General features: G+C 69.5%; 27 protein-coding genes, 1 tRNA gene and 2 pseudogenes. 11 read left to right on the top strand and 19 right to left on the bottom strand.

The window, feature by feature from the left end; translation table 11 throughout:
• Positions 1-73 precede the first annotated feature (73 nt).
• Both ACIPJI_RS03640 and ACIPJI_RS03635 read left to right on the top strand, forming a co-directional pair.
• On the top strand, positions 74-526 hold the full coding sequence (locus ACIPJI_RS03640; protein WP_307706229.1) for a cytidine deaminase: 453 nt from the start codon (positions 74-76) through the stop codon (positions 524-526).
• Between the two features lie 51 nt (positions 527-577).
• Positions 578-1,228 carry a 1,4-alpha-glucan branching protein gene (locus tag ACIPJI_RS03635; protein WP_402244253.1) on the top strand — a complete coding sequence of 217 codons (651 nt, stop codon included), beginning with the start codon at positions 578-580 and terminating at the stop codon, positions 1,226-1,228.
• Between the two features lie 167 nt (positions 1,229-1,395).
• Here the strand turns inward: ACIPJI_RS03635 and ACIPJI_RS03630 are convergent, their stop codons facing one another.
• Entirely contained in the window at positions 1,396-1,854 is a 459-nt protein-coding gene (locus ACIPJI_RS03630) for an ester cyclase (protein WP_356624820.1), read from the bottom strand.
• 329 nt (positions 1,855-2,183) lie between these two features.
• Entirely contained in the window at positions 2,184-3,620 is a 1,437-nt protein-coding gene (locus ACIPJI_RS03625; protein WP_402244735.1) for a phosphatase PAP2 family protein, read from the bottom strand.
• Positions 3,621-3,627: 7 nt separating this feature from the next.
• On the opposite strand from ACIPJI_RS03625, the gene ACIPJI_RS03620 reads away from it, so the two are divergent.
• Complete coding sequence (locus ACIPJI_RS03620; protein ID WP_402244251.1) at positions 3,628-3,876, top strand: hypothetical protein; 249 nt, start codon at positions 3,628-3,630, stop codon at positions 3,874-3,876.
• 208 nt (positions 3,877-4,084) lie between these two features.
• The gene (locus ACIPJI_RS03615; RefSeq protein WP_402244249.1) at positions 4,085-4,663 is read left to right on the top strand and encodes a dihydrofolate reductase family protein; all 579 of its coding nucleotides are present in this window, start codon (positions 4,085-4,087) and stop codon (positions 4,661-4,663) included.
• Between the two features lie 337 nt (positions 4,664-5,000).
• Here ACIPJI_RS03615 and ACIPJI_RS03610 read toward each other — a convergent pair whose 3' ends face one another.
• Both ACIPJI_RS03610 and ACIPJI_RS03605 read right to left on the bottom strand, forming a co-directional pair.
• A complete protein-coding gene (locus ACIPJI_RS03610; RefSeq protein WP_402244247.1) occupies positions 5,001-5,411 on the bottom strand; it encodes a hypothetical protein in 411 nt (136 codons plus the stop codon).
• Positions 5,412-5,560: 149 nt separating this feature from the next.
• On the bottom strand, positions 5,561-6,517 hold the full coding sequence (locus ACIPJI_RS03605) for a GlxA family transcriptional regulator (RefSeq protein WP_307706238.1): 957 nt from the start codon (positions 6,515-6,517) through the stop codon (positions 5,561-5,563).
• 82 nt (positions 6,518-6,599) lie between these two features.
• Between ACIPJI_RS03605 and ACIPJI_RS03600 the strand changes: the two genes are divergently transcribed.
• A complete protein-coding gene (locus ACIPJI_RS03600; protein ID WP_307706239.1) occupies positions 6,600-7,193 on the top strand; it encodes an MBL fold metallo-hydrolase in 594 nt (197 codons plus the stop codon).
• A gap of 198 nt (positions 7,194-7,391) precedes the next feature.
• Here the strand turns inward: ACIPJI_RS03600 and ACIPJI_RS03595 are convergent, their stop codons facing one another.
• Entirely contained in the window at positions 7,392-7,652 is a 261-nt protein-coding gene (locus ACIPJI_RS03595; RefSeq protein WP_402244245.1) for a hypothetical protein, read from the bottom strand.
• A gap of 681 nt (positions 7,653-8,333) precedes the next feature.
• On the opposite strand from ACIPJI_RS03595, the pseudogene ACIPJI_RS03590 reads away from it, so the two are divergent.
• Positions 8,334-8,414 (top strand): annotated as a pseudogene (locus ACIPJI_RS03590) (integrase); the annotation flags it as partial.
• Between the two features lie 95 nt (positions 8,415-8,509).
• On the opposite strand, the gene ACIPJI_RS03585 reads toward ACIPJI_RS03590, so the two are convergent.
• From ACIPJI_RS03585 to ACIPJI_RS03545, 9 genes and pseudogenes are all read right to left on the bottom strand, one after another.
• Positions 8,510-8,797, bottom strand: a complete 288-nt coding sequence (locus ACIPJI_RS03585) for a hypothetical protein (RefSeq protein ID WP_402244244.1) — start codon at positions 8,795-8,797, stop codon at positions 8,510-8,512.
• Between the two features lie 257 nt (positions 8,798-9,054).
• Complete coding sequence (locus tag ACIPJI_RS03580) at positions 9,055-10,659, bottom strand: ISL3 family transposase (protein WP_402244242.1); 1,605 nt, start codon at positions 10,657-10,659, stop codon at positions 9,055-9,057.
• 464 nt (positions 10,660-11,123) lie between these two features.
• Positions 11,124-11,411, bottom strand: coding sequence for a DUF3303 family protein (locus ACIPJI_RS03575; protein ID WP_356624827.1), 288 nt, complete (start codon positions 11,409-11,411; stop codon positions 11,124-11,126).
• Positions 11,412-11,869: 458 nt separating this feature from the next.
• A complete protein-coding gene (locus tag ACIPJI_RS03570; RefSeq protein WP_307706241.1) occupies positions 11,870-12,025 on the bottom strand; it encodes a DUF6131 family protein in 156 nt (51 codons plus the stop codon).
• A 591-nt stretch (positions 12,026-12,616) separates the two neighbouring features.
• Positions 12,617-13,222 (bottom strand): hypothetical protein, encoded by a 606-nt coding sequence (locus ACIPJI_RS03565; RefSeq protein WP_402244240.1) that lies wholly within the window; start codon positions 13,220-13,222, stop codon positions 12,617-12,619.
• 371 nt (positions 13,223-13,593) lie between these two features.
• Positions 13,594-13,833, bottom strand: a complete 240-nt coding sequence (locus ACIPJI_RS03560) for a hypothetical protein (RefSeq protein ID WP_402244238.1) — start codon at positions 13,831-13,833, stop codon at positions 13,594-13,596.
• A gap of 103 nt (positions 13,834-13,936) precedes the next feature.
• Positions 13,937-14,379, bottom strand: a pseudogene (locus ACIPJI_RS03555) (IS110 family transposase); the annotation flags it as partial.
• A gap of 277 nt (positions 14,380-14,656) precedes the next feature.
• Positions 14,657-15,130, bottom strand: a complete 474-nt coding sequence (locus ACIPJI_RS03550; RefSeq protein WP_356624831.1) for a cupin domain-containing protein — start codon at positions 15,128-15,130, stop codon at positions 14,657-14,659.
• A gap of 607 nt (positions 15,131-15,737) precedes the next feature.
• Positions 15,738-15,812 (bottom strand) — tRNA-Val (locus tag ACIPJI_RS03545).
• Positions 15,813-16,049: 237 nt separating this feature from the next.
• Between ACIPJI_RS03545 and ACIPJI_RS03540 the strand changes: the two genes are divergently transcribed.
• From ACIPJI_RS03540 to ACIPJI_RS03525, 4 genes are all read left to right on the top strand, one after another.
• On the top strand, positions 16,050-16,838 hold the full coding sequence (locus ACIPJI_RS03540) for a DUF4097 family beta strand repeat-containing protein (protein ID WP_402244236.1): 789 nt from the start codon (positions 16,050-16,052) through the stop codon (positions 16,836-16,838).
• A gap of 77 nt (positions 16,839-16,915) precedes the next feature.
• The gene (locus tag ACIPJI_RS03535; protein ID WP_402244234.1) at positions 16,916-18,316 is read left to right on the top strand and encodes a hypothetical protein; all 1,401 of its coding nucleotides are present in this window, start codon (positions 16,916-16,918) and stop codon (positions 18,314-18,316) included.
• 239 nt (positions 18,317-18,555) lie between these two features.
• On the top strand, positions 18,556-19,233 hold the full coding sequence (locus tag ACIPJI_RS03530; RefSeq protein WP_356624833.1) for a DUF4383 domain-containing protein: 678 nt from the start codon (positions 18,556-18,558) through the stop codon (positions 19,231-19,233).
• Between the two features lie 10 nt (positions 19,234-19,243).
• Positions 19,244-19,462 (top strand): zinc ribbon domain-containing protein, encoded by a 219-nt coding sequence (locus ACIPJI_RS03525; RefSeq protein WP_100106980.1) that lies wholly within the window; start codon positions 19,244-19,246, stop codon positions 19,460-19,462.
• Positions 19,463-19,604: 142 nt separating this feature from the next.
• Here the strand turns inward: ACIPJI_RS03525 and ACIPJI_RS03520 are convergent, their stop codons facing one another.
• The gene (locus ACIPJI_RS03520) at positions 19,605-20,249 is read right to left on the bottom strand and encodes a response regulator transcription factor (RefSeq protein WP_356624834.1); all 645 of its coding nucleotides are present in this window, start codon (positions 20,247-20,249) and stop codon (positions 19,605-19,607) included.
• Positions 20,240-21,382, bottom strand: a complete 1,143-nt coding sequence (locus ACIPJI_RS03515; RefSeq protein WP_402244232.1) for a sensor histidine kinase — start codon at positions 21,380-21,382, stop codon at positions 20,240-20,242. Before ACIPJI_RS03515 ends, ACIPJI_RS03520 begins: the two co-directional genes overlap by 10 nt.
• A 109-nt stretch (positions 21,383-21,491) precedes the next feature.
• Between ACIPJI_RS03515 and ACIPJI_RS03510 the strand changes: the two genes are divergently transcribed.
• On the top strand, positions 21,492-22,127 hold the full coding sequence (locus ACIPJI_RS03510; protein ID WP_402244230.1) for a DedA family protein: 636 nt from the start codon (positions 21,492-21,494) through the stop codon (positions 22,125-22,127).
• A 20-nt stretch (positions 22,128-22,147) separates the two neighbouring features.
• Here ACIPJI_RS03510 and ACIPJI_RS03505 read toward each other — a convergent pair whose 3' ends face one another.
• The 3 genes from ACIPJI_RS03505 to ACIPJI_RS03495 are packed head-to-tail and all read right to left on the bottom strand — an operon-like array spanning position 22,148 to position 26,765.
• The gene (locus tag ACIPJI_RS03505) at positions 22,148-23,029 is read right to left on the bottom strand and encodes an HAD family hydrolase (protein WP_307706247.1); all 882 of its coding nucleotides are present in this window, start codon (positions 23,027-23,029) and stop codon (positions 22,148-22,150) included.
• Entirely contained in the window at positions 23,026-25,602 is a 2,577-nt protein-coding gene (locus ACIPJI_RS03500) for a phosphoribosyltransferase (RefSeq protein ID WP_402244229.1), read from the bottom strand. Before ACIPJI_RS03500 ends, ACIPJI_RS03505 begins: the two co-directional genes overlap by 4 nt.
• Positions 25,602-26,765: an HpcH/HpaI aldolase/citrate lyase family protein gene (locus tag ACIPJI_RS03495; RefSeq protein ID WP_402244227.1), complete on the bottom strand. Its 1,164-nt coding sequence runs from the start codon at positions 26,763-26,765 to the stop codon at positions 25,602-25,604. Before ACIPJI_RS03495 ends, ACIPJI_RS03500 begins: the two co-directional genes overlap by 1 nt.
• Between the last annotated feature and the right edge of the window lie 71 nt (positions 26,766-26,836).

The following is a 26,836-nucleotide window of genomic DNA, read 5'->3' as shown; positions in this document are numbered from 1 at the left end:
CCGGACACCTCCTGGATCGCTTCATGATCTTCACCACCCTCCATGACCCCGGGCACATGCCAGGATGCGCGGTATGGACCTGGAACTGGATCAGAGGCTCGTCGACGCGGCGCTCGCACAACTGCACCGCCGGTGGCCCGCCGACGAGCCGGGCGGTGCCGCCGCGCTCCGTCTGGACGACGGCGAGATACTCACCAGCGTCGGCCTCGACAACCTGAACGGCGGGGTGTCGCTCTGCCACGAGACCGGTGCGATCTGCCAGGCGTACACGCTGAACCGGCGGGTCACCGCGTCGGTCTGCGTCTACCGGGACCCGCAACGGGACCAGGTACTGATCCTGCCGCCGTGCGGCATCTGCCAGGAACGCCTGGCCATGTGGGGCCCCGAGGTCCAGGTCGCGGTCCCGGACGCCGACTCGGCGACGGGATGGCGCGCCCGTACCCTCCGAGACGTCAACCCGTACTACTGGGGTTCGCAGTTCACGGACGACGGCATGTGGCCGTCGCAGAAGTCCCACTCCGAGTAGGGCGTTGCCGGGGAGGGGAATCCGCGGCCGTCACCTGATCGTTCAGGAAGCATGGCTGTCATCCACCGCACCACCATGACCCCCGGCAAGCTGGAACTCCTCACCGCCTGGCTGCCCTCGCGGCCCTGGTACGAGGGCACGGCGAGCCGGCCTGAACTCTCCAAGGCCGGCGGATTCCGCCTCGACGATCCCAAAGGGGAGGTGGGCATCGAGTTCATGGTGGTCACCGACATCTCCGGCGACCGGCCGCTGTCGTACCACGTACCTCTCAGCTACCGCGGGGCGCCGCTGGAGGGAGCCGACGAGGCGGCTCTCATCGGCACGTCCGAGCACGGCGTCCTCGGCACGCGCTGGGTGTACGACGGGACTCACGACCCGGTCCTCGTCGGGCAGTTGCTCGCTCTTGTCGAGGGCAACGCGGAGCCGCAGGCGCAGAGCGTGAGCGACACGCCCGACCCCTCGGTCACCGCGCACCTCACCGGAGCCCCGCTCCCGCCCACGGCCACGCCGGCGCCGGTCACCGACGACGAGCACGGAACGCACCTCACGGTGGCCCCCGGCCTGACCCTCCATGTGACCCGCCGCCTCGACGCCGCCGCTCCGACGCCGGACGCGAGGGGCCACGTCACCGCGAGCTGGCACACCCCGGACGGCACCGAGAACCGCGCCCGGTTCGCCGTCGTCGGCGACGCGACTCCCTGACGCGCGGGGCAAGCGCCGGCCGCCTCCGCCACCTCTCGCGCCTCCCGGCCGGCGCCCCCCGGGACGCAACCTCGCCTCCCGGGCCTCCCGTGCTCCCTCCCCGCCAGCGCTTCAGCGCCCTGTACCGCCTGAGCAGTGCGGTGATCAACGCTGCTACTCGGCGGCAACTACGGGTCGCCCGCCGCGCGGGCCTTGGCGGCCGCCCGGATCTGCTCGGTGTTCAACCCGGCCTGCTCGGTAAGCGTCGCGAGGTCGAAGTAGATCGTCTCGCCCGCCATGAGGTCGCCCTTGAACGGGACGACATTGGCGAATTGCACGGCAAACGACCGGCCGCTCGGAGGTACGCCCAGCCAGGCGCCCCCGCTCGTCCCGCGCAACGTGCCCCAGACCACGAGAACGTCGTCCCCGAAGGCGATGCCCTGGTCATCGGGGCTGAGATCGGGAAATGCCGTGAAGTACCCCACGTAAGCGGCTCGGGCCGCGTCCCTGCCCTCGCTCCGCAACCCGAGCGGCACCGTCTCGAGGAAGCAATCCTCCGCGAACGTGGCGAGGATGGCGTCGTAGTCCCGGGCGGCCTCAGCCTCACGGTGAGCCTCGAAAAGGCGGAGCATCGCATCGCGGTCCATGCCGTCCTCCGTGCTTGAGGATCTCCTTCCAGCGTATGGCCGTGACCTGCGTGGCGCAGCGGCACCGGCCCCTCGGCGGCCGGACGGCCAGTTCGGGGCTTTCTCGGTGAACGGCCAGCGGGTGCGGCGAGAACCGCCGCACCCGCTGGCCACTTAGGAGGCTCACAGGTTGTGCCACCACCCCTGTTCCGGGTGATGTCGCGGTACTTGACCGGCACACGGTGGCCCCACCTGTCTCGAAGGCCCCTCGCCATGATCGGCGAGGGGCCTTTGAGCGCTGATGGGCGCGGACGGTTTCGAACCGCCGGCATGTACTTCGTGATCGGCCCTCAGCTCTGGCCGGCTCGGTCGGCGGCCACAGGGGCCGCACTTGACTCGACCAGTTCGGGCTTCGGTACGCCTCGCGGTGCCGGCAGGTGCACCGACGCGGCCTTCCGCTCCCACCCTCTGGTGGTCCGTACGTAGCCGTAGACCACTGAGGCCGTCGCCAGGAGGAGCAGCGGACCGAACACCCACGGGTGTTCGGCCATCTGCACCGACAGATAGCGATACGACGCCAGGAGCGCAGCGAAGACCGCTGTGCCGTAGACGACCATCTGGACACCCTGCCGGTCCCAGCCGCGGTCGAGCGCGCGCAGCGCCGTCTCGATCGTGAGCGTGAAGACCACACCGGCGATGATGTCCGCGCCGTAGTGGTAACCGAAGCCCAGCGTTGCGCCGAGGGTGGCGATCAGCCAGAACGCGCCCAGGCAGCGCAGGGCCCACGGGCCCTTGAGGGAGTGGACGAAGATCGCGGTGGCCCACGCCGTGTGCAGACTGGGCATGCAATTGCGCGGAGGGGCCTCGTCGAAGAGCATCGGCTGAGGGGTGCCGACCGGCGGCGGCGTGTCCGGCCACACGTCGGCCACCGCCCAGTGTCCCCCGTCGGCGCCGTAGGCGAAGATCGGTCCGACCACCGGGAAGATCATGTAGATGCCCGGCCCGAGCAGGCCGATGGCCAGAAACGTGCGCACCAGATGGTGCCCCGGGAAACGGCGCTCGGCCGCCACGTTGCGCAGCTGGTACACCGCGACGACAACAGCGGCCACTGCGAGCTGGATGTAGACCCACTCGAGGACGTAGGGGCCGACCGGGCTGGTGGCCTCGACGATCCGGCCCACGACCCACGACGGGTCGCCCAACGCGCGGTCGGCGGTTGCCACGTACTGGTCGAGCACCGTCGGGCGCGTCTTCGACGTGATCAGCAGCCAGGTGTAGCCGGTCTTGCGGCCGGCCACCAGCAGCAGGGCCAGTCCGACGCCCTTCAGCAGCAGGGCGCGATCGCGACCGGTGCGGCGCGTGACGGCGATGACGGCGCAGGCCAAGGTCACCCACAAGGCACCGTTGCCGACCATCATCTTGGCGTCGACGACCCACCGCACAAGCCAGAAGACGGCGTCGATGCCGATCGCGGCGCCCAGCGCGATGAACCGCTGCCGCCAAGGGAGCACCACCAACATCAGCGCCATGCTGACGTACAGCACCGTCCCCGATTTGGGGGCGAATATCACCTCTCGCGCCTGGTCGGTGATCGGCCCCCGCTCGCCGTACCGACGCGCGGCGATCTCCAGTGCAATGAGGAATCCGAGGCCCACCGCACTCACCGCGACCCACAGCAGGACGCGTGGCTGACGCCATGCATCGAACCGAGGGCTGCCGCCTCGCCGCGAAGACCCTCGCGCTAGTGTGGATATCAATTTTTCAACCGATTTGTGATATTTTGACATGATCGTTATGAGCTCGAACATGCTAGCGGAAAAGCGGGCTTCGCTCATCACGGATCGGTCAAATACAGCGATCGGCTCCGCGCATCTCCTCGGCCGGCATGACCGGCCGGTGCGCCTGAGGCAGATCACAGCTGCCGATCAGGCATGGATCTTCATGCTCTTCCTCCCGCAAGACGGCGACGCACAGGGGCCTGCACCGGCGTACGGCGGGCGGGCGAGCAATCACCTCCTTGGCAGCGAGACGGTGCCGTTGTGATGCCGTGAGGCGGCGGTGCTGACATCGGCTCGTCAGGGTGACGTCGAGGTGTCTGAGGGGGAGGCCGGTTCCGGGGGCGGGAAGCCGTTGAGGGCGGGGCTGGTACTGGAGGTGTGTGTTGCCGCCTCTCTGCGTCCCGGCCAGAGTCAACCGCACGGAGGAGAAGCGGTGCCGGGCGGCGGCGCCGATGGAGCCAAGGAGGCTCGCGATGAGCAAGGTAGTGCTGGACGTGTCGATGTCCCTGGACGGGTTCACGGCGGGACCGAACGTCCGGGAGGAAGAACCCATGGGAGACGGCGGCGAACAGCTGCACGAGTGGATGGCCGGGAAGGGGCCGGACGGCGGGGTCGACATCGGCATCCGCCAGGAGCTGGACGCGTCGGTGGGGGCCACCGTCATCGGACGACGCACCTTCGACCTGGGCCTCGGCCCGTGGGGCGGCACGCCGTGGCCTGGCGTCCCCAGCTTCGTGGTCACCCACCGGACCAGGGAAGACCTCCTCGGCGACAACGGCGGAAGGTTCGCCTTCGACGGGCTGGAGGTCGCGGCCCGGCGCGCCAAGGAAGCCGCGGGAGACAAGGACGTCCTGGTCCTGGGGGCTGCCGTCGCCCGGCAGCTGCTCAGGGCGGGCCTGCTCGACGAGGTGCGCATCCACCTCGTCCCCCTGCTGATGGGAGAGGGCACGCCGCTGTTCGCCGGGGAGCGGGCCGAACTGATCCCCCAGGGGGCGGCGGTCACCGGGTCCGTGACCCACCTGCGCTACAGCGTCCCGAAGCCATTCTGCTGAGCGACGATGCCGCGGCCGATGCCGCTGGAGCGGTCAACGAGAAAACTTGGAAGCTTCTGGAGTGGGCGGGTAACCCCGGCCCTGAAATGAGCGCCCGGCAGAGGGAGTTGAGCCACCTCGTCATTGAAGCGCTCAACGTGCTCCACCTCGCGGCACGACGATTTCTCGCAATGCACAACCGAAGCCCCTCCCTGGGCCGCCGGCGGACGCGTGCTTTGTGAAGTCGACCGTCCACCCTTCTCACGGACCTTGCGCCAGGGTGCGACTCTGTCCCGGGCCGCCGCTGTACTCCGAGACGGCCCCCTCCGACATCAGGCAAAGACCGGATCGTCGGCGATCAAGGCTGGTCTCTCAACGCCGCGTACGCCCGCTCGACCTCGCCCAGGTACTGCGCCAGGCGGAAGCGAACTTCCTCGATGGGCCTGCCGTCGGGACCCGGGTACATCAGGTCGGACCAGACGACCGTCTCGCCCCGGAGCTTGACCCGGATGGTCAACCTGTCCGGCCCTGGCTCGGGCTGCTCCTGGGCTGCCACATCCACGTTGCACGGCATATCCGTCGGATGGAGCGGTCCGCCTGGGCGGAGCAGCTGCATCGGATCGAGACCGGCCATTCTGCTGTCGCTGCGCGCGACCAGGTCGAGGCCGTCGACGAAGAGGTACGTGTGAACGGCAGGACACGCGGGTGGCCCAGGACACACGCTGATGAGCAGCGTGCTCACCGTGCTGTCGCGTTGCCCATCGGGCACGGTGGCCCTCACCTCGCGTGGGGACCTACGCGGCATCCGCCTGAAGTGACGTCATGGGCCGATCGTAGTCCCTGCGCCGTACGCGGATGGCCGCTGCGCCCCGGTTACAACGCCTCTCCCCCCACCTCTGCGGCGGAGGAATGCGCCGGCTACGGCGTGCGGGTGAAGGACCGGCGGTAGGAGCGGGGCGGCACTCCCCTACGCCGTACGAACTGTGCGCGCAGGACGGCCGCGCTTCCGAAGCCGACCAGTCGCGCGATCTCCTCGACGGGGAGTTCCGTGGTCTCGAGGAGTTCCTCGGCGCGGCTGATCCGCAGGCCGAGCAGCCAGGCATGCGGGGTGGTGCCGGTCGAGGCGGCGAAGCGGCGGGCGAAGGAGCGCCTGCTCATCAGGGATCGGCGGGCCAACTCCGCCACGGGAAGCGGCTCGTGGAGGTGCTCGCGGGCCCAGGCGAGCACGTCGGCGAGCCGATCGTCATCGCAGTCCTCGGGTGCCGGGGTGGCCAGGTACTGGGCTTGTCCCCCGTCCCGGTGGGACGGCAGGACCAGGTCTCGGGCGATAGCGTTGGCCGTGGCGGCGCCGTACTCCCGCCGCAGGAGGTGCAGGCACAGGTCGAAGCCGGCGGCGGCTCCCGCACCTGTGGCGATCCGGCCTTCGTCGATGTACAGGGCGTCGGGCTCGACGGTGACGTCCGGGTGGCGGTCGGCCAGCAGACCGGCGAACCGCCAGTGGGTGGTGGCGCGCCGCCCGTCGAGCAGGCCGGCCGCGGCCAGCGCGAAAGCACCGACGCAATGTCCCGCGACCAGCGCGCCCCGCTCATGCGCGGCGGCCAGCGCCTCGAGCACGGCGGACCCCGGTGGTGTGCGGAAGTCCGCCCAGGGCAGGGCGATCACCAGATCGGCGGCGGCCAGCCGGTCCAGGCCGTGCTCGACCATGATCGGCAGCCCCACATCGCTGCGGATCCGTCCGGGCCGGTCGGTGCACAGGGCGAAGTCGAAGCGGGGCAGATCCGGGCCGCGCGCGTCGAACACCTCGGACACGATGCCGACTCCGAGTACCCCGACACCGTGCGGGGCGTAGGCGGCGACTGTCACGAAGGGGGGCATGCGGGCAGTGTGGCACGATTCCTGCGATCGGTGGCAGTGCGGCCACTCGTGAAGAGGGTTGCCACCCCGAAGACTTGGGCTCATGACAGACGCACCGCTCGGCCGCAGCGCCACCTACAAGATCCTGACCACCGGCTACACCCTTTCCACCGGCCCCGGGGTGGCCGCCACCGTCTCCTACATCAGTGACGGGGGACGCCACGTGATCGTCGACCCGGGCATGGTGGCCGGCCGCGAGCGGATCCTCGGCCCACTCGCGGAGTCGGGGATCGGCCCGGATGACATCACTGATGTGGTGCTCAGCCACCACCATCCCGACAACACCATGAACGTCGGCCTCTTCGGCCGGGCTCGCGTCCACGACCACAAGGCGATCTACCAGAACGACCAGTGGACCGACCGCGACGCCGAGGGCTACGAACTGACCTCCTCGCTCAGGCTGATCCGCACCCCGGGACACAGCCGCGAGGACATCACCCTGCTGGCAGGCACGGACTCGGGTGTCGTGGCCTTCGTGGGCGACCTGTGGTGGCGCCCCAACGGCCCGGTGGACGACCCGGTGGCCCCGGATCACGAGATGCTGCTGTCGTCCAGGCTCAGGGTCCTTGCCGCCGCGGACCTGATCGTCCCCGGCCACGGCGCCGCGTTCCCGGCCGACGACACCGCGCCACGCTAGCGGTGTCGAGCACGGCACGGTCGCGTCGACGGCCACTCCCTCATGCCGACGACAGCCGACTACGAGCTGTCGTGGACAAGGCAAAAGTTGCCTGATGCGGCACGTGCCGCATCAGGCAACTTTTGCAGAGTGGCAGAACGAGTACGCGTCGTGAGATGGATGATGACGAAGGCAGACGGCCGCTTTCAATTGTCCGCTCTAGGTCGCGGGAGCTCCAGCCAGCATCTTGGCGATGAGCTCCGACTTGTCGTCGATCTTCTTGGCGTCGACCGAACTCAGCTCGCGAGCGACTTGGTCAGCCTTGCCACGCAGCTCCTTGAGCACCGAAGTGTCGCTGTCTCCCCCCGCTTGCCCTGTCGTACCGGCATCCGCCAAGCGCTGGGCGAGTCGACACGTCTCGGTGTCGGGTTCAAGCATCGAGAGCAGTGCGTAGAACTCGGCAAGTCGGGTGGTGTTCATCTGAGCGTCCTTCCGAAGATTGGAGCGAAGCCACCATAGCTCTACATAGATCACGAAATTCGTGAACGCGCCATACGGTGTGTCTCGCTGCGCCCCCGCCACGAGATAGTCGCCCTGCTCCCAGTTGCGAAGCCATGTAGATCAGCCCCTCACCACTGTGCCGTTGATCCGAATGAACCCGCCGACATGGGCGGTACGACAGGGCAATCGTTGCCTGATGCGGCACCAGCGACGCCGCTCAGTCGCGAGCGCCAGCGGCGGGCGCGGAAGGCTGAAAGCAGTACTCCTGAGGCCTCACTGCCACTGCGAGCAGGCCCTTCAGTCAGCCCGGTGTCGGACATGAATGCCGCCAAGGTGCGAAACGTCGTACTGCCGTCAGCTACTACCCGTCAAAGGCCCCCGCAGCGAGTCGGACCGCCGACATCTGCTTTGTAAGTTCTCCCAGAGACGCGTAGTACCTGCCCACGCCACGGGCCACGGATCTGCTGGTGACCGCCCGCCGTCGTTGCTGTCAGCTGTGGGCGTCAAGCCACCCCTCGATGCGAACTATCAGGACGGCCGGCACCACGGCGGCACGGACGGGGGACGAGATATTGCTGCCCTGATCACTCGAGGAGAGGCTGAGCGGGACGTCATCAGGTCTCAGCGAGCGCGGTTGGAGGATGCCCATTCGGTCGTGGAACGCATGTCGTCCAGGACACGCAACGCGAAGCTGTCAGCCACATGGACCGGCTGCTCAAGAGGCGGCCTGGACGTGAGTGAACGCCACCGTTGGGTTCTGGCACAGATCTTGGGGAGCCGTCGCGGAGGGTAACGGTGTCGTTCGATTGCAGGGAAGGGACACGAGGCCGGCTCCGTCAGCGTTCACGCATCCTGGTCCACCACCAGCCGTCCATTGCCCACTCGATGTAGTTGGGCTCCGGCAAGGTGCGGCGCTCGAATTGCTCATCGATGCGCGCAATCAGTCGACCCAAGTCCCGTTTGGCTCCGGGAGGAAGGTGCAGCATCGCCCGCTCCAGATCGTCACGAGCGTCTTCTACCTCTATCCCAGGCGAACAGGCCTCGGAGGCGTTCAGGTAGCGGCCATGTTGCTTGAAGGCCCACTCGAAGCGAGAGAGCGCATTCGCGACCGCGTTGGGCCACATCTCCTGGTCTTCGACCCGGCGGATCGCTGCACGAGTCCGCGCGGAGACACCGCAGACCCGGAGGACCGGATACTGCCGTCGTGGCCGCCACCGCTCTGCACGGACGGCCTTGGGACGCCTACGCGGCATCGCCCTTTCGGATCAACATGAGGCCATCCTGCCACGGCTGGGTACCTGGATGGTCCCCCGTTCACACACCCACCGCGGCAAATATTCCTACTTCTCGGTTCTGTGCAGTCTTTGGGCGTCTCGGAGTGTCACTGGAGCAGGATCATCTTGCGGAGCAGTCCGAATCCGGCTCGGCCGTAGAGCTGCCGCTTGATCTTCTTGATGCGGTTGACGGCGCCCTCGATGCTGCCGGAGCTCCAGTCGAGAGTGAGCCCTGCGGTCACGGCGTCGAGATCTCGGAGCAGATGGAGCGCGAAGCCGGTGAGACCGGGTAACTGGCTTGCATCAACTGCATCGATCCAGGTGGGGAGCTTGGATCCGAGGCGGTCGGTGAGTATCTCACCGAAGTCGCGGACATGTCCGGCTGCCGTGTCCAGTTCGGGGCAGCGTGCCAGGACCTCCTTCAGGTCGGCCCCGTCTTCCTCGGTCAGGGTCGCGGGGTGACGGGTGATCCAGCCGGTCACCTGCCGCACCGTCGGCGGCCGGGGCGATGCCCCGGATGGAGCCCTGCGCAAAGTGGCAATGTGCGCGCGGACCATGCCGTAGGTGACAGGAGCCCCCTCGGCAACCAGCTCGCCGTGCAGTCGGGTGACACTGGTGCATCCCTCCGCGAATCGCCGCTCCAAGTAGGGCTTGTAGGGGTCCAGCCTGCTGGGTCTGGGCCGGTTGTCGCGGATGGTGTCCTGCCAGCGTGCGGCGTTCGCGTACCGGAGCACGGTGTTGAGGCCCCAGCCCAGGTGCCGGGCGATCGCCCGGCGTGAGCGACCTTGGGCAAGGAGCTCGTGGACCAAGGCGTGTGCGGCCTTCTTCCGCTCCGCTCGTCGGCCGGCGGGTGCCGGGTCGTCCTGCGGCCGACCGGAAGCCAGTCGGGTAGCCTCCGCCAACAGCCCGCTGGGCAAAGGATTGCGTAAGCAGTCGCGGTGGGCGGCGACGCAGGTCTCCACGGCTCGGCCGAGGTTCTGCCATAGATGGAACCGGTCGGCGACCTGCAGAGCGTCGGGCGCACCGCGGCGGGCACCCTCGGCGTAGGCGCCGGCCCGGTCCCGGCAGATGATCTCCACGCCGGGGTGACGGACCAGCCACGCGGCCAGTGGGCCGGCTTCACGTGTCGGGAGCACATCGACCACGCGATGGTCTTCGACACTGGTCAAGACGGTGGAGTAGGTCTGGCCGCGACGAATCGCGAAGTCGTCCACGCCCAGCACCCGCGGCGTGCTGAACCGTGGATCGGGCAATGCCATGACCCTGCGTAGCAAGGTCATCCGTCCAGCGCCGAAGCCCAGCTGGGCCGACAGCCGAGCGCCGGCCCGCCCAGCCAGCGCGAGCCCCACTCGCTCCAGGGCGCGGTTGAGCCTCCTGGTGAACCGCGCGTGCGGGGCGGCTAGCCTGGAGAACGGCTCAGCGAACGTCCGACGCGGGCAGTCCGCCGCCCCGCAGATGAAACGTCGAACCGTCAGCCGGATCACGAAGCCCTGCTCAGCGAGCGGTAGATCCTTCAGCCTGCGCTGGTAACGGTCGTGGACTCTGTCCGAGAACCGGCCGCAGTCCGGACACGCGGCCCCGGCCGCGCGGCCTCTCGCCACCACCTCGACTGTACCGAAAGCGGCCGTAACCGCCTCGACATCCACATTGTCGATCCCGTCGAACACCAGTAAGTCCCAGAACGGTGCATCGGTCTGCATGACCAGCACCATCACCGTCCACGACCGACCTCAGCAGCGACCGGCAGACACCTGAGGGAGCGTCAGTTCTGAGCGTCGGAGGAAAGGCCTACGCGGTCTCACGCGATTCCGTCTCCTCGCAATCGAACAGCGAGGTAACGCTCGGCGACGGCTCCCCAAGATCTGTGCCAGAACCCACCGTTGATGTCAGATGTGGATGTCAAAGGCCCCAGCCATGATCGGCTGGGGGCCTTTGCGCTGGTGGGCGCGGACGGTTTCGAACCGCCGACATCTGCTTGGTTAGTTCGATCAGACAGCCGTCACGCCTGGCCGCAGTGCAGGCAACATCGCTGCCGCTGACCGCTCGGCGTTGCTGTCCGTCGTCGTTGACGTCAGCCTTGGATGTCAGGCTGCCCCTCGATGCGAACCACCGCGGGGCGATCACTGAGGCCTCCAAGACCGATCAATCAACGGGCCGGTCGCTGAGGCGAGCACCGCTACTTCAGGGCAGCAAGCCCCTTCTGCAAATCGTCGAGATTCATGACCGGCTCAAACGTGACCTCCGCGCCCATCTCCTGGAAGAACGGATCGGCGATGGAGGGCAACTGCGAGCTGTCCTGCATGTCGAAGACGAGAATCACGGAGCGCCCGCCTTCAGGCGTGAAGTAGGCGGCCTCCGGCTTCAGCCGCTCGATGGTCGACTTCAGCGAGTCGGGCATCGCTCCACCCTTCGTCACCTTGTTGGACATCTGGGTGTCCATGCGGGCCTTCATCATCATCCGCATCGCACGCTCTCCTCGCGCACCGCGACCTGCGCGGTTCCGTCCGCGCTCGCTGGGATCCGGTGCATCCCCCTCACCCTCTTTTCACTGTTCACTGATCGCAACATCTCCTACGCCCTACGTGACGCCAGAGTGGGGGTGTGCTGCCACGTGCAGGCATGCAAGGTCGGTGGAGCGGCCTTTGGCGGGAGCTGCAATGGGGCGAGAGATCGGGGGCACGCAAGCGTCCCGCCACGCGGGCAGGACCTGAGCGGAGCGAGACGCCTTGAACTCGTGATCATGAAGTCTTGGGCACGAGGGTGTCCACACCCGACATCGTCGTCGGGCGCGAACGCCTCCGAGCTGTGATGACCAGCGCAATTGCGCTGGTCATCACAGAACCGGGAAGAGGGCCCCTCACGCTACGCCTGTGTCATGGCGGCGGTAGGGACTGGACTGCATCAGGGCGGGAGCCGAGCCGTCTACCAGTAGTGGCGGCGTCCGCCGACCGCGTGACCGACCGCCCCGAGGATCCACAGAATGATTCCGATGACGACCAGGATGATCCCAATGGTCCACAAGATGGAAATGCTGGCCACAAACCCGATGACTAGCAGAATGACCCCGAGAATGATCATGATGACCTCCGGCCTCGCGGTACCTCAATCTCAGAGTAGGCGCGACTCGTGGCGTTGGCCTGCCAGGAAGTCCCCGAGTTCAGACCCCGAATCTCGACCGTGGGCTCTTCGGACAGGGGGCGGCATCTCGTGCCTCAGTCGACAGGCCGGTAGGCACACCGTGCCATCCGTCCGAACGGCCGGAAGGCGCCGCCCCCGGTGATGTCAGATCGAGAGGTCAAAGGCCCCCAGCCGTGATCGGCTGGGGGCCTTTGTACTGGTGGGCGCGGACGGTTTCGAACCGCCGACATCTGCTTTGTAAGCCAGGCAGCGCACGCGGTTGTGTCCTCGCTGGTCGAACTGCAGGCCACCGTGCGGCTGTGCCGACACGCGTCTGAGCCGCCGAGGGCTCAGAGTGACCGTGCTTGACCGCTCGATCTGGCACGGAACTGGCACGCGGCCATCGACGACACCTGCCTTGTAGCTCACAGTGGCCACGGTCAGACCAGGCGCATCGAACGAGCCGGATTGAACGCGGTGTGAACACTCCTGGAGCCACTCACGTGCCTGAGGGAATCAAGTTCGTCTCAGCGTGGGTGGGACGCTGTCCGTTCACGGTTCCGGCGTGTCTCCGGGCGTTGGCTCGTCGCGCTCCACCCACGTGCCGCAGCTAGTGATCACCGAACCCGTGCGATCGCAGGTGATTGTGTGCACGGTCCCGGATGTGGTGATCACGTCGATGACAATGTCACTGCCCTGACCGGTGGGGCCGACGTCGATGGATACCCCGCAGGCCCCCTCAGGTACGTCTCCTCCCTCATCGGAAAGGTCATCCCAATCGATGGTTCCGAGGGGCTCGAGCTCGTCACCGACATAGGCGACTCCACCACTTGTCGCCGCGTAGAACGCTCCGCCGCCGGCCGCTTCCTGGCGGACGGTCTCGATTTCGAAGCAACCGTTACCGGGGCCCGGCCTGTCCTTGTCCTTGTCCTTGTCCTTGTCCTTGCGGGGTTCAGGGTCCGTCGTGTGGAGGGCTTCCAACTCGGTGGACACAAAGGTCGCGGCAGGTTCGGCGCTCAGGCTCTGAGCTGCCGCCGGTACGGCACCCAGCGTCCCACCCAGCGTTATTGCGGCCAGCGAGGTGCCCGCGACCATTCCCAGCCGCGTCGCCCACCGCGCACGGCGCAGCGGCGATACGGCTATGTCTTGACCATGCATGAAACGCTCCCTAGTTGATTGGGGCCGGAGTTTTCCGAGGTACCGTTCCATTCTTTGCGGCCGACTGATCCCTACCACTTCTATTGAGCTGACCGAATGACGGCCGCCGAATTTCGCATGGTTGACCATGGGAACAGCCAGCCGTGCTCCGGATAGCACAGGGTGTCAACTCCCCATGCGCTACGGGCTCAGAGCGCCCCCTGGGACCACTCGATCTGGCATGGATTCGGAGCGAGGACCGTCAAAGCAGCTTGGACGGGGCGAAAGAACATCGACTGTCCCGTGGCCCGAACCTTGAGGGATGCGGCAGATCGATTGTGACGAGAAGGTCGGCGGAGTCTTAATGGGCGAGTCAAGGGTCGCTCGGGCTGTCAGGCGTCGTGGTCGGCGGCCTCTTCGAGCAGGTCCATGGCGCGGTTGTGGAAGCGGCGTTCGGCGTCGCGGCACGGGGCGTTGAAGAAGGCTCGTTGAGCTTCGGCAAGATCGCAGCGCAGCAGGCCCGTGGTCACGAACACGGCTTCCACTCCGTGACACCCGTTGTCCTTGAGGAACTGCTGGAGTGCGTCCGTGTCGCCGGTTGCCTCCCAGACGGGCCGGGCGGTTTCCTGCATGGCAGCGATGCGCGCTGATCGTTCTGCGTCGAAGCCCACTGGGGTCCGCCTCTCTGGTTCGGCCCGCAGGCTATCGCCAGGTAGGAGGGGTGCGCTGGCCCGTTTAGGCGGCTTGGGCGACGGGTGGATGGAGGTGAAAGGCCTGTCGTCACGCAAGAGCGCCCACAGGACATCGGCACGTCGGCGGGCGAGGGCGATGACGGCCTGGACGTGCTTGCAGCCCTCGGCCCGCTTCTTCACGTAGTAATCGCGGTTGGGGCCTTCGCGGATGATGCTGGTCTGGGCGGAGAGATAGAAGACACGGCGGAGGCGTCGGCTGTATCGCTTGGGGCGGTGAAGGTTGCCGGTGTGGCGTCCCCAGTCGATGGGGCCCATGCCCGGCAGGGACTCGATGATGTGGGCTTGGGGGTGGGTGCGGAAGGTCTGCCGTATCTGCTGGTCGATGTGCTTGAGCCGGTCGTCCAGGGCGAGGATTTGCGTGGCGATGTCCGCGGCAATGCCGGCCGCGACATCCTGGCCGGGCAGCGTGACGTGCTGAGTCCTGGCGATGGCAGGCAGTTGCCCCCTCCACCAGATACTACGAGCGCAGCGCGAGAGTCTCGATGACCAGTCAAGCGCTGGCTCGACGTCGGGAGCACCAGTTTGGAAGATCGCGTAACCGGGTGGGGCCTGACCTGGCAAGACGCTGACCTACGCGTTTCTGGGAGGCTCGCTGACGTTCCCCGTTGTTCCCCGCCACTCGCTGCCGCATGGGGCCGCAGGGGGCACACGTGCCCTTCTCCGGCGTTCCGCTGGTAGCTGCACCTCCGCCGCCTGGGACAGGCTAGGCGTTAGGCATCGGCTGCATCTGAACTCCGTGCCGCTTGGCGATCTCGATGATGCGATCAACGTCAGGCGGCGTGTCCGACTGGGGCGGCAGCTCCCGTCGCTGGGCGGGTTCCCCCGCCTCGGCGAAGAATTTATCGATACCGCCCGGCGTGTAGGTGATCAGCATCCGCACCGTGCTGGTGGGCTCGAACCGTTCCAATGTGCCCTCAGGGATATGGAAGAAGGACCCAGGTCCGCCTTCGACCGTCTCGCCTCCGATGTGATAGCGCAGCGTCCCCTCGATGACGTAGACGCTCTCGGTCCCAGGGTGAGCGTGGGGCGGTGGGCCACCACCCACCGGAACGGTCATCTCCATGACGGTCATCGCGCCATTGGTCTCGTCGCTCGACGCCTTGACCTCGTAGAGACCGTTCAGCATCCAGATTGCCTCCCCGTCACCGCTGTGGCGCACGTGGGCGTTATTCGCCATGGGGTCGCTCCTTTCCTCGGTGGACCTCCCGAGGTGTTCCCAGCGGCTCGCCGACCGAAGGCCGCCATCCGGGTGCTTGCGCGCGTGTGTCGCACGTCCGGCATGACCAGCCCGGACCCTGGATTCCATCGACCGCGTAGCCGGGCGTCCCTGGAACCGCAGCTGCGCACGAGGTCGGTGTAGCGACTTTGGGCGGGAGCTGCCATGGGGCGAGAGATCGGGGCCCGTAAGCTTGCCGCGAATCGGGCAGTCTCCTGACCTGCCCGCAATAGCCCGATGTGGGCCCCGATCTTCGAGGCTCGCCCCATGGTGGCTGCGTAAAGCCGTGGAGCCGACCGCGCCAGCTCCCTGCCGGCCGTTTTCGCCTCGGCCAAGTCGTCTCGCTCTAGCCGCGCGACCGGCGTAGCCGGGGACGGAGCGGGGCGGAGACAGGAGCGTCATCCCCGACGGTGAGCTGGGGAGCGCGCGGCGAGCGGAGCGAGCCGCCTTGAACCCGTGCAGATAGTTTCTACTGACTCAGCCAGGTGCTATCACTGAGTCTTGAGGGGCTGCCGTCAAATCCTGCCGTCAACGCCCCCGCAGCGACTCGCTGCGGGGGCGTTCTGGCTGGTGGGCGCGGACGGTTTCGAACCGCCGACATCTGCTTTGTAAGAGCAGCGCTCTACCCCTGAGCTACGCACCCGTGGATGAGGCCACAGCCTACATGGCGCATACCCCGCAGCTCCAAACCCGCTGCCGGCCCCCGATCGGCCCCCGCCGGCTCGTCCCCCCGCTGCCGACGGGCGTACGGGGGATAGCCCCACCAGGGAGACGGTGGGCGGCCGGATCGATGCGGGCCGGGCGCGCTCGTAGGGTGAAGGAACATCACGCAGAGCTATCTGCGCAGCTACCCGCACAGCTACCTGGGGGAAAGATCGCCATGACAAGCGGACTCCGTCGTCGTCACCGCCGCGCTGTCGGGGGCGGCATCGTCGCCTCCGGGGTCGTGCTGCTCGCGGTCGGGCTCTCCGGGTGCGGGAGCGCGGACGCCAGCGAGGCGCCCGTCGAGAAGAAGTCGTTCGCGCTCACCGGGACGGCGCTGACCATCGCCTCCGACAACACCGACATCGAGCTCGTGCCGGCCGACGTCGACGAGGTGGAGGTGACCCGGCAGGTCGACGGGTGGGTGTTCCTCGGGAACGGGCCGGACGCCACCTGGAAGATGGCGGACGGGACGCTCACCCTCAAGGTGAAGTGCGACGCCGTCGCCAGCGACTGCGTGGCCCGGCACACCGTGAAGGTGCCGCGCGGCACCTCCGTGACCGTGGACGACGACAACGGGAGCGTGACGGCGAGCGGGTTCGACACGGCGTTGAAGCTGCGTTCGGACAACGGGAGCGTGAAGGTCACCGACTCCAGCGGGGCGCTCGAGCTGGACAGTGAGAACGGCAGCGTCGTCGCCGAACGGGTGACCGGCAAGAGCGTCGTGGCCAGGTCGGACAACGGGTCCGTGCGGCTCGAACTGGCCGGGGTGCCCGACCGGGTGGAGAGCCACAGCGACAACGGGCGGGTCGAGATCAGGCTGCCCGGCGCCGGCGCGCCGTACGCGGTGGACGCCAAGAGCGACAACGGGGACGTCGACGTGGCCGTGCCGACCGACGACAACAGCGCTCACATCGTCAAGGCCCGCAGCGACAACGGCGAAGTCGTGGTGCGCAGCGCGAACTGACAGGCCCGTGTGTTCGTCCTTACCTGGTGGGAGAATTAACCGGACCGGGCAGGGCGGACACAGCACGGGAGAGGGATGTGACGGCGAGAGACGCACGGCCGCACGACAAGGCACGAGCGACCGCCGTCAGGGGTGTGCGGGGGGAGGTCCGAGGCGTACTGGCGCTGGTTCTCGTGCCGCTTCCGCTGCTTGCCGCCGTCGCGGCCGTGCTGCCCGCCGCCTTCGCGGGGGGTGGGGGGACCCGGCGCTGGTTCGGCGGCCGGGGCGAGAGTCAGCGGGCGGACGCGCAGGCCGCCAAGGACGCCGCCGCGGCGGCGTTCTACGAGTTGGACACGGCGCAGCGGGATCTGCGGATCTCCATCGAGACGATCACGGCGGTGGACAGCTCGCCCGAGGCGCGCCGCGCCGTGGAGGGGTTCGCCACGCTCGGGCGGCGCATCGACGAGGTGAGCCACGCCTACATCACGGCCGTGGACGCGCACGATCTGGACCGGGACGACCTGGAAGTGTCCGTGGCCGCGCAGGCACGTACGCAGCTGACCCGGGCCAAGGACGAGCTCGTACGGGTCAAGGGGGATCTCGACCGGTTCGAGCAGGGCCTCGGACCGTTGCTCGACAAGGCGGAGACGCAGTTGGCCCGGCTGGCGCCCGCGGTCGAGCGGGCGCGACAGGCGCTCCTTTCTGCGAGCAACGCTCTCGATTCGGTACGCGGCTCCGGGTTGAGGGCGGACGATCTCGCGGCGCGCCTCGCCCGCCTCGCCCCTGAGCTGACGAAACTCAACGAAGGCGCCGGGCGGCACGGCGTACCGGAGACACTGCAGCGCGCCGACCGCGTGCTGCGCGACGCCGAGGCCGTACGGACGGAGGCGGAGCGGCTCCCCGAGCGCGCGGCCGAGATCGACAAGCGCCTCGTGTCGCTGCGCACCCGCGCACAAGCGCTCACCACCCGCTCCGCCCAGGTCGAGCCCGTGCTCAGTGAGCTGCGCCGCCGGTTCACCGCGGCCTGCTGGCAGGACCTCCAGCCCGTGCCCGAGCAAGCGGCCGCCGCCGTGCGCCAGGCCGAGGAGAAGCTGAGGGAGGCCGGCAAGGCACGCGAGGAGCAGCGCTGGCCGGACGCCACGGCCCTGCTCGGCACCGTACGCGCCCTGCTGAATTCGACGGACGAGGCGGTCTCCGCCGCCGGTGACCGGCTCCGGCGTCTCAACGCCGTGGCCAAGGACCCGCAGGAGGAGATCGAGCGGACCCGTTTCGCGATCCGTGACGCCCAGCGCCTCGCGATGACGGGCCGCAACACCCCCGACCCGCGCCACGCACGCCCCTTGGACGATTCGGTCGCCCGGCTGGAGCGCGCCGTCGCCGGGCTCGAGGGCAGGCACCCCGACTACTGGCACTTCCTCACCGAGACGGAAGCGGTACGGCGCGCGGTGGCGCGCGTGGTCGACCAGATCCGGGAGGAGCGCGGCGCCGGCGCCGCCTGACCGGCCGGGGGCGGGCGACGGACGGCGGCGGCGGCGACGGCGACGGCGACGGGCACAGTGGCGCTTCACAGCGCTACCCGGCTCTGCCCGGCGCCCCGCCGCAAGCCCGCCCCGCCCCCACCGCCGCAAGCCCGCCCCGCCCGGCAACCGCCGCACCCCGAGCCGCACCGCTTGTCCCCCTTCGTCCCGCAGCGGATCCTGGTGGAGTCGGTGTCCGCGTACGTACGAAGGAGGCCGGGATGGCCGCACACGTACTGCGCTCGAGGAGCGTGGGCCGGGGCAGGCGCCGCATCGCGCTGGACGAGCATCTGCCTGTCGATCATCGCCTCAGCCGCTTCTACCGGGTGGGGGCGGGGCTGATGGGCCTGGTCCTGATCGCGTTCGGGATCCTCGGGCTCATCGACCGGATCGGCTTCTTCGACACCCGCGGCGACACCGTCGCCGGCCTGAACACCAACGGCGCGCTGAGCGTCCTGTCGATCGGGGTCGGGCTGCTGCTCTTCGTCGGCATGGTGATCGGCGGCAACTTCGCCTCGACGGTGAACATGGTCCTCGGCATCCTGTTCATCCTCAGCGGCTTCGTGAATCTCGCCCTGCTCGACCGGAGTTTCAACCCCCTCGCGTTCCGCATCCAGAACGTGTTGTTCAGCTTCGTGGTCGGCATCCTGCTGATGTTCTTCGGCATGTACGGGCGGGTCAGCGGGAGGTTGCCGCACGACAATCCGTACTGGCGGGCCCGCCACCCCGATCAGGCCGAGCGTGAGCAGCGCGCGAGCCGCCGCCGGACGGACCTCGCGGCCATGCAGCCCCTGGCGCCCCGGCCGCCCGCCCCCGGCACGGGCGCCGGCCGTACCCCGGGCGCCCGTCCGACGATCGGCCGACGCCTGTTCTCCCGCAAGCCGCTCGCACGCCGCTAGCCTTACGGGCATGCCTCGTTATGAATTCCGCTGCCGGACCTGCGGCGACACCTTCGAAGTGAACCGCCCCATGGCCGAGTCCTCCGCCCCCGCGAACTGCCCCGAGGGCCACGACGACACCGTGAAGCTCCTCTCCGCGGTCGCCGTCGGCGGCACGAAGTCCGCCGCGCCCGCACCGAGCGGCGGGGGTGGCGGCGGTGGCTGCTGCGGAGGCGGCTGCTGCGGCTGACCCCGGCCGAGCGCCGTCGCCCCGACCCGACGCACCCCAGCGACGACAAGGCGGCGACGGCGAAGACGGCAGCGCGCAGGGCCCGCGCAGGCCCGCCCCTGTGTCACGACCCCCAGGGGCCACGGCCGACGCAGGCGGCGCCTCACGACCCGAGGTAGCGCAGTACCGCCAGCACCCGCCGCGAGTAGCCGGTCGTCCCCGTCAGTTCCAGCTTCTCGAAGATCGCGTTGATGTGTTTCTCGACCGCGCTCTGCGAGACGTGGAGGCGGCCGGCGATGGCGGCGTTGGTGTGGCCCTCCGCCATCTCGGCCAGGACCTCCCGTTCCCGTGCGGTCAGCCGTGACAGGGGGTCGCTGCGGGTGCTGCGCGTCAGGAGCTGCCGTACGACCTCGGGGTCGAACGCCGCCTGTCCCCGGCCGACCCTGTCCAGCGCGTCGAGGAACTCGTCGACCTGGACCACGCGGTCCTTCAGCAGATAGCCCACTCCCCCGTCGTCGGCCGTGAGGAGCTCGGTCGCGTACCGCTTCTCGACGTACTGGGACAGCACCAGCACCCCGACCCGCGGCCTGCTCCGCCGGATCTCGAGGGCGGCGCGCAGCCCTTCGTCGGTGTGGGTGGGCGGCATGCGTACGTCGGCGATGACGACGTCCGGCGGTGACGCGTCCACGGCCGACAGCAGCGCGGTGGCGTCGCCGACGGCGGCCAGCACCTCGTGGCCCTCCTCCGCGAGCAGCCGCACCAGTCCCTCCCGCAGCAGGGTGGAGTCCTCGGCAAGGATCAGACGCACGGCAGCTCCGCGGTGACGGTGGTAGGACCGCCGGCCGGGCTGTCGACCCGGAAGCGGCCGTCGAGTGCGGCGACCCGGCTCGCCAGGCCGGTCAGTCCGCCGCCGGCGGGGTCCGCGCCGCCCACGCCGTCGTCCTCGACGCGCAGCGCGAGCCTCGGGCCTTCGCGGCGCAGCGTGACGGCGATGCGGGTGGCGCCCGCGTGCTTGACGACGTTGGTGACGGACTCGCAGACGACGAAGTACGCGACCGTCTCGACCTGCCGGGAGCCGGGCGGCTCCTGCACCTCGTAGGTGAGGTGCACGGGCAGCGGGGTGCGTTCCGCGACGGTCTCCAGGGCGGCGCGCAGGCCCGCCTCGTCCAGCACGGTCGGGTAGATGCGCCAGGCGACGTCGCGCAGTTCGGCGAGGGCGCGGCGGCTCTCCTCGTGGGCCTGGAGCAGGAGTTGGGCGGCGCGGTCGGGGTCGCGGCTGCGGCGGGCACGGCCGAGGAGCATGCCGAGGGCGACGAGCCGCTGCTGGACGCCGTCGTGGAGATCGCGTTCGATACGGCGGCGTTCGCCGTCGACCGCGTCCATCATCCCGGCACGGGTGGTGGCCAGTTGGGCGATGCGCCGTTCCAGTTCGTCGTGGTGGCTCGGGCCGAGGAGCCGGCGGGCCAGATGGCCTTCGAGCAGGGCGAGCCCGAAGACGCTCTGCGTGGCGAGGAAGACGAGGAACAGTCCGATCAGACCGGTCCCGGCGACCGCCCACGGGTAGTCGATGTCGTCGACGGTCCAGCCGAGCGCGGCGTATCCCGCGTACAGCAGGCCGAGCAGCACACAGAAGATCACGAGCCCGCCGAGCAGCCCCAGCGGCCAGCGTGCGACGACGTACCGCGCGGCGTGTCCGCTGCCGTACGAGGAGGAGATGCGCGCCGCGAGGAATCGGGCGAGCCTGCGCCGCTCGAGGTGGGCGAGACGGGTGGCGATGCCGCCCAGCGGCCGCTGCACCGCGCGCCGGCCTCGCGGCCAGGCGAGCACCAGCAGCAGGACGAGTCCGCCGAGCAACGCGAAGAGCAGCTCCACCACGGCGGTCAGCGTGCCGAGGAGAAGTCCCACCGCGTACCGGGTGCCCTGCACCGCCAGTGCCTTCATGATCCGTCACGCTAACGGGTGGGGCCCGCCGGGCACACTGCGGAAAACCGCAGGAACGTGTGCGGTCGCCTTCAGGGTGCCTTCAGCTTCGCCTGCCTAGGTTCGAGGCATGAGCAGCAGCATCGAAAGCAGCGCACCGGGCTGGATCAACGGCCTGATGGAAACCCTCGGCGCACCGGGGGCGGGCATCGCCATCGCCTTGGAGAACCTGTTCCCACCCCTGCCCAGCGAGGTGATCCTGCCGATGGCGGGTTTCGCCGCCGGCAGCGGGCAGATGGGGCTCGTCGCCGTACTGCTGTGGACGACGGCCGGGTCCGTGATCGGCGCACTGGCGCTGTACGGGATCGGGGCGCTGCTGGGACGGGACCGTACGGTGGCGATCGCGGCCCGGCTGCCCCTGCTGAAGGTCTCGGACATCGAGCGCACGGAGGCGTGGTTCGCCCGGCACGGGGCGAAGGCGGTGTTCTTCGGGCGGATGATCCCGATCTTCCGGTCCCTGATCTCCGTGCCGGCCGGGGTGGAGCGGATGTCTCTGCCCCTGTTCCTGACGCTCACGACGCTCGGCAGCGCGATCTGGAACACGGTCTTCGTCCTCGCCGGTCACACGCTCGGCGAGAGGTGGGAGGACGTGACCGGTTATGTCTCCGCGTACTCGAAGGTGGTGCTGGCGGCCGCCGTTCTGGCCGTCCTGCTGTTCGTGGCCCTGCGGATGCTCAGGCCCGGCGCGGGATCACGCCGGGGCTGAGCCTCCGGCCCGGCGCGGGATCACGCCGGGGCCGACCCGACACCGCCCGCCGGAGGCGGGATCACGACGGAGTCGATGCCCTGCCGTTCGCGGCGGAACCGGCGTGCCTCCTGCCGCAGCAGCCGCAAAATCTCCTCGCCCGCCGCGACGCCCATCTGCGGCAGCGCGACGACGTGTCCGGCCCCCCAGCCGGCCTCGGCGAGCTCACCGTGTCCGGGCCGCCAGGCGCGGTCGGCGGCGAGCAGCAGGTCGGCGTCGAGGAGGGAGTCGCCCGCGGCGAGCGTCAGCCCGGCTCCGGTGCGGCGGGCGACCTCGCGCACGGCGGCGCTCTTGGTGAGCGGCTTGGGGACGGCGTAGATCTTGCGGCCCTGGAGGGAGACGGTCCAGCCGCGGGCCTCCGCCCACACGCCGAGTTCCCTGACCCAGTCGTCCGGCAGCAGTTGCCGCTCGACGACGAGATACGCGAACAGGTCCTCCGCGACGCGTTCCTTGCGCAGCCAGGCAGGGTCCGCGGTCCTGTTCAGATGGGCCCGGATCTCGTCGAGGGGTGCGCACTCGGCGGCGAGACGGGCGGCGACCGCCTCGCGCCAGTCGCGGTCGCTGATGCCGTCGACCAGCAGGTGCCCGCCGTTGGCGCAGATCGCGTACTTGGGCGGCAGGCCGGGCAGGCTGATGCGCTGGTACTGCTTGCGGGTGCGGGTCGTCGTCGGTACGAAGACGGTGTCCTGGGCGAGCTTGGTGAGCAGCCCCGCCGCCCGCTCCGTCATGTACGACAGGGGCTTGTGCTCGTGCACCTCGACGCAGAGCAGCCGGGGTGCGACGGCGTCGGGCATGCCGAGGCCGAGCGCCGCGTTCGAGTAGATGAGGGTGCGGTCGAGGTCGCTGGCGACGAGGACGGTCACTTCGCCACCGCCCTGCCGTCGGCGCCCGTGGCGCCACGGGTGTACTTGGGGTGGATCAACCCGACGCAGCTGTAGGGGAGTTCGTCGACCTCCTCGACCGGTACGCCGCGCTGCTCGGCCAGCAGCCGTACGTGGTCGAGGTCGGCGCCGGCGCCGCGACTCGCGAGGATCTTCCAGGGGACGCGGCGCAGCAGGACGCGGGTGGTCTCACCGACGCCGGGCTTGACGAGGTTGACGTCGTGGATGCCGTACTCCTCGCTGATCCGCTCCACGGCGCCCCAGCCCTCCCAGGTGGGGGTGCGGTCCGCGGACAGCAGTTCCTTGACGTCGGCGTCGACGGCGGACATGACCTCGTCGAAGCGGGCGGCGACGGTGTCGAGGAAGTGGCCGGAGACGTCGGAACCGGCGAGTTCGCGGTAGAACTTCGCGCCGTGGAAGTCGTCGGGACCGACCAGGTCGGCTCGCAGGACGGTGCGCGATATCAGGCCGGAGACCGTGGAGTTGAGGCAGGCGGAGGGGATGAGGAAGTCCTCGCGGGTGCCGTAGGTCCGTACACAGCCGCCCGGGTCGGCGAGGACCGCGATCTCGGGATCGAAGCCGGGGAAGTCCCGCAGGGCCTCCGCCAGTTCGCGGGTGATCGCCCCCTTGCCGGTCCAGCCGTCGACGAAGACGACGTCGGCGGGGTCGTGGTGCTCGGCGAGCCAGCGCAGGGCGTTGGCGTCGATGCCCCGGCCGCGCACGATGGACACGGCGTAGTGCGGCAGGTCCAGGCCGTGCCGGTGCTTGGCCCAGCGGCGCATCAGCACGCCGACGGGTGTGCCGGCGCGGGCCAGCGAGACGAGCACGGGGCGCGGCGTCCGCTCGGCGAGGACGGTGTCGGTGACGGTTCCCACGGCGCGGGCGATGCGCGCGGCGGAGGCCGTGAGGGCGGTCTCGAACAGTTGCTGGTACTGCTCGTTCGGCTGGTACTCGACGGGCAGCGACTCGGCATAGTGCGCGCCGCCGCTCTGGATGGCTTCCTCGCGCTCCTCCGTGGGTGCCTCGAGCTCCACCTCCGAGAGGTCCTGGAGCAGCCAGCCGACCTCCTCCGGCGCGTAGGAGGAGAAGTCGGGTCCGCGGAGCGGCTGGGGCAGCATGGAGGGCCTTTCAGGTCCTTCGGGCGCGTGATGTTCCGGTACGTGGCCGGGGACTCCCGGTACGTAGCTGGGGACGACGGCGAGCACGACGTGCCCGGTGTGGGCGGCGAGCTGGGCCAGCAGGCCGTCGGGGGCGTGCAGCTGTGCGGTGTCGGCCGTCGAGTCGACGACGGCGACGACGGCGTCGAAGCCGGCACCGGCCACGTTGTACGCGTAGCGCTCGCCGGGCCCGTCGGCCGGGTCGTCGTGGGCGGGGAAGACGAGCCGGGTGCGTATCGCGTAGCCGGGGTCGTCGACGGCGAGGACGGGCGAGCGGGTGGTGGTGGAGTAGTACACCTCGGTGCGGGTCGCCTGAGCGGAAGCCGTCTGCGCCCCCGCCCCCTGGTCCGTCCCGGCGTGGACGTTCTGCTGGAGGGCCACGGCCAGCCGCAGCGGCGCGTACATGAGCTCCTCGTTGCCGAGGACCAGGACCCGGCGCGTTCCGCCCTTCTCCCGGGCGGCGGGCGCGGTGCCGAGGGCGTCGGCCATCCGGGCCGCCATGCCGGGCAGCGCGGCCTCCAGCGCCGTGCGGTGCTCGGGCGTGAAGCCGTGCCGGCCGCCGTCGGGGACGCCGGCGGGCCACTCGAGCTCGATCCGCGTGTGCCGGGGCGCGCCGGTCCCCGCGGAGGCGGGCGTGACAGCGGCGTCCGCCGGTGCCCGCTCGTGCGCCGCGACCAGGGCCTGGCCCTTCTCCAGGACGCCGTCCGGGAGGCGGACGGTGCCGGAGGCCTTGGCCACCAGGTCGACGCGGGCGCCGATCTCCTCGGCGAAGGCGTCCAGCCGGCCCAGGTCGGACGCGGAACGCATGTCGACCAGGGCCACGACCACGTACCGCTCACGCGGGTAGCGGGCGTGCAGGTCGCGAATGGTGTTGAGGACGGTGTTGCCCGTGGAGAACTCGTCGTCGACGAGGACCAGCGGGCCCGGCCGGCCCAGCAGCTGCGGGTCCTCGGGCAGCAGCAGGTGGGAGGTGGCGTGCGAGTGGGACTCCTCGAAGCCGCCCGCGGTCGCCACGCCCTCGACGGGGCGGCGGGTGGAGTGCAGATAGGGGGCGAGGCCGATGCCGTCCGCGACGGCGTGGCCCAGTCCCGTCGCGGTCTCCGCGTATCCGAGGACGACCGCGCGCCGGCACTCGTCCGTGCCGAGCAGGTCGCGGACCCGCACGCCGAGGTCGTGCCCCGCGCGCCAGACCACCAGCGGCTGCTGGGGCACATGCTTGCCCAGCACGTTCGACACGAGCAGGTGTGCCCGCTTCGGGTTGCGGCGCAGGGCGAGGCCCAGCAGCTCCTGGAGTCCCTCGTCGCCGACGAGGGAGACTCCCAGCCGCTCCGCGACCCAGCTTCCCGACCACACCACGTTCTCTTCGCCCCTCGTCGTCCTCGGTCCCTTCGGCGTCATCAGTCGGTGAGCCCGGCCGCGAGCAGCTCCACGAACCCGATGTCCTCCCTGGCCACACCGAAAACCTCGGCGCGCAGGAGGGTCCGCTCGGCCCAGGCGCGGTGCGGCTTCACCTCGTTCATCTTGTTCGTGTACGCGGAACGCAGCACCCCGCCGCCGCCGCGCTCCGGCCGCAGGATGTCGTGGGCGTCGCTGAACTCCTCGTGGCTGACCACGGACAGCGCGTGCACGGGCAGGACGTGCGAGGGGTGGATGCAGGTCTTGCCCATCAGGCCGTTGGCCCGGTCCAGCTCGATCTCGCGGAGCAGCCCGTCGAGGTCGTGCTCGATGAGCGCGTTGCGCAGTTCCTCGGCCCGCCCTTCGAGGAACGGGCTGCGGCGCAGCTGCGGCTTGAACATGCGCTCCTGGGACCTGAAGTACTCCCAGACCGGCCCGGTGATGGTGAAGCCCGTGCCGTCGGAGCGGCCGAGCACGTTGACCACGTCGGCGATCACGGACGTCACGATCCGCACGTCGTAGGCGGTCATGTCGGGCGAGCGGCGCAGCCCGTACGCGGAGCAGAAGTCGGTGACGCCGAGACGCAGGGCGAGGACCCGGTCGCGGTACTTGTCGACGGTGCGCGCGATGCCGGTGAGCGCCTCCGTCCTGGTCTCCAGGTGCAGCAGCTCGGGCGATTCCAGGACGGGCATCGCGAACAGCCGCCGGCCGCCGACGGCCTCCGCGGTCACGACTGCGTCGAGGAACGGGACGCCGCGCTCCTCGGTGAACTTCGGCAGTACGAATCCGGACAGCAGCCGTCCCGATGGCCCCAGGCGCCTCACGAGGTCCGGGATCTGATCGGGGGTGCGGACCCGGATGAAGAGCAGCGGCACTTCCACGCCCCGCGCGTCGAGGTCGGCGAACTGCCGGACGAGGTTCGCCTCGCCGTCGACGACGTCGGCGTCGTCGATGGAATCCTCCAGGCACAGCACCATGGAGACGACTCCGCGCCCCGCCTGCTTGAGCACGTCGTCGGCCAGCTTCGGCCGGGTGGCCGGGCTGTAGAGAGTGGCGCCCAGCGCGGCCGCCAGCGTCCGGGCCGCCGAGTCCGCGCCGAAGTCGCACGGCTCCTGGTGGAACAGCCTCGCCCTCTCCGCGGGCGGGATGTGCCCGAAATGACGCATAAGAGATCCCCCGTACTGCCGCTTCGGGCCTGACAACATGTGGCCGGTAATAGTACGTAAGCACAGGTGTC

The sequence above is a fragment of the Streptomyces sp. NPDC086835 genome (genome assembly GCF_044745705.1).
Classification (GTDB): domain Bacteria; phylum Actinomycetota; class Actinomycetes; order Streptomycetales; family Streptomycetaceae; genus Streptomyces.
Note: the sequence above shows the minus strand (reverse complement) of the source record. Positions and strands in the feature narration are given on the sequence as shown.

Coding starts and splice junctions, on each gene's coding strand:
- ACIPJI_RS03565 (WP_402244240.1), bottom strand. CDS start 13,222: ATGCATGGTCAAGACATAGCCGTATCGCCGCTGCGCCGTGCGCGGTGG.
- ACIPJI_RS03635 (WP_402244253.1), top strand. CDS start 578: ATGGCTGTCATCCACCGCACCACCATGACCCCCGGCAAGCTGGAACTC.
- ACIPJI_RS03570 (WP_307706241.1), bottom strand. CDS start 12,025: ATGATCATTCTCGGGGTCATTCTGCTAGTCATCGGGTTTGTGGCCAGC.
- ACIPJI_RS03600 (WP_307706239.1), top strand. CDS start 6,600: ATGACAGACGCACCGCTCGGCCGCAGCGCCACCTACAAGATCCTGACC.
- ACIPJI_RS03640 (WP_307706229.1), top strand. CDS start 74: ATGGACCTGGAACTGGATCAGAGGCTCGTCGACGCGGCGCTCGCACAA.
- ACIPJI_RS03580 (WP_402244242.1), bottom strand. CDS start 10,659: ATGGTGCTGGTCATGCAGACCGATGCACCGTTCTGGGACTTACTGGTG.
- ACIPJI_RS03525 (WP_100106980.1), top strand. CDS start 19,244: ATGCCTCGTTATGAATTCCGCTGCCGGACCTGCGGCGACACCTTCGAA.
- ACIPJI_RS03560 (WP_402244238.1), bottom strand. CDS start 13,833: ATGCAGGAAACCGCCCGGCCCGTCTGGGAGGCAACCGGCGACACGGAC.
- ACIPJI_RS03630 (WP_356624820.1), bottom strand. CDS start 1,854: ATGGACCGCGATGCGATGCTCCGCCTTTTCGAGGCTCACCGTGAGGCT.
- ACIPJI_RS03530 (WP_356624833.1), top strand. CDS start 18,556: ATGGCCGCACACGTACTGCGCTCGAGGAGCGTGGGCCGGGGCAGGCGC.
- ACIPJI_RS03575 (WP_356624827.1), bottom strand. CDS start 11,411: ATGCGGATGATGATGAAGGCCCGCATGGACACCCAGATGTCCAACAAG.
- ACIPJI_RS03615 (WP_402244249.1), top strand. CDS start 4,085: ATGAGCAAGGTAGTGCTGGACGTGTCGATGTCCCTGGACGGGTTCACG.
- ACIPJI_RS03495 (WP_402244227.1), bottom strand. CDS start 26,765: ATGCGTCATTTCGGGCACATCCCGCCCGCGGAGAGGGCGAGGCTGTTC.
- ACIPJI_RS03595 (WP_402244245.1), bottom strand. CDS start 7,652: ATGAACACCACCCGACTTGCCGAGTTCTACGCACTGCTCTCGATGCTT.
- ACIPJI_RS03500 (WP_402244229.1), bottom strand. CDS start 25,602: ATGACGCCGAAGGGACCGAGGACGACGAGGGGCGAAGAGAACGTGGTG.
- ACIPJI_RS03605 (WP_307706238.1), bottom strand. CDS start 6,517: ATGCCCCCCTTCGTGACAGTCGCCGCCTACGCCCCGCACGGTGTCGGG.
- ACIPJI_RS03515 (WP_402244232.1), bottom strand. CDS start 21,382: ATGAAGGCACTGGCGGTGCAGGGCACCCGGTACGCGGTGGGACTTCTC.
- ACIPJI_RS03620 (WP_402244251.1), top strand. CDS start 3,628: ATGAGCTCGAACATGCTAGCGGAAAAGCGGGCTTCGCTCATCACGGAT.
- ACIPJI_RS03510 (WP_402244230.1), top strand. CDS start 21,492: ATGAGCAGCAGCATCGAAAGCAGCGCACCGGGCTGGATCAACGGCCTG.
- ACIPJI_RS03540 (WP_402244236.1), top strand. CDS start 16,050: ATGACAAGCGGACTCCGTCGTCGTCACCGCCGCGCTGTCGGGGGCGGC.
- ACIPJI_RS03585 (WP_402244244.1), bottom strand. CDS start 8,797: ATGTGGCCCAACGCGGTCGCGAATGCGCTCTCTCGCTTCGAGTGGGCC.
- ACIPJI_RS03625 (WP_402244735.1), bottom strand. CDS start 3,620: ATGTCAAAATATCACAAATCGGTTGAAAAATTGATATCCACACTAGCG.
- ACIPJI_RS03550 (WP_356624831.1), bottom strand. CDS start 15,130: ATGGCGAATAACGCCCACGTGCGCCACAGCGGTGACGGGGAGGCAATC.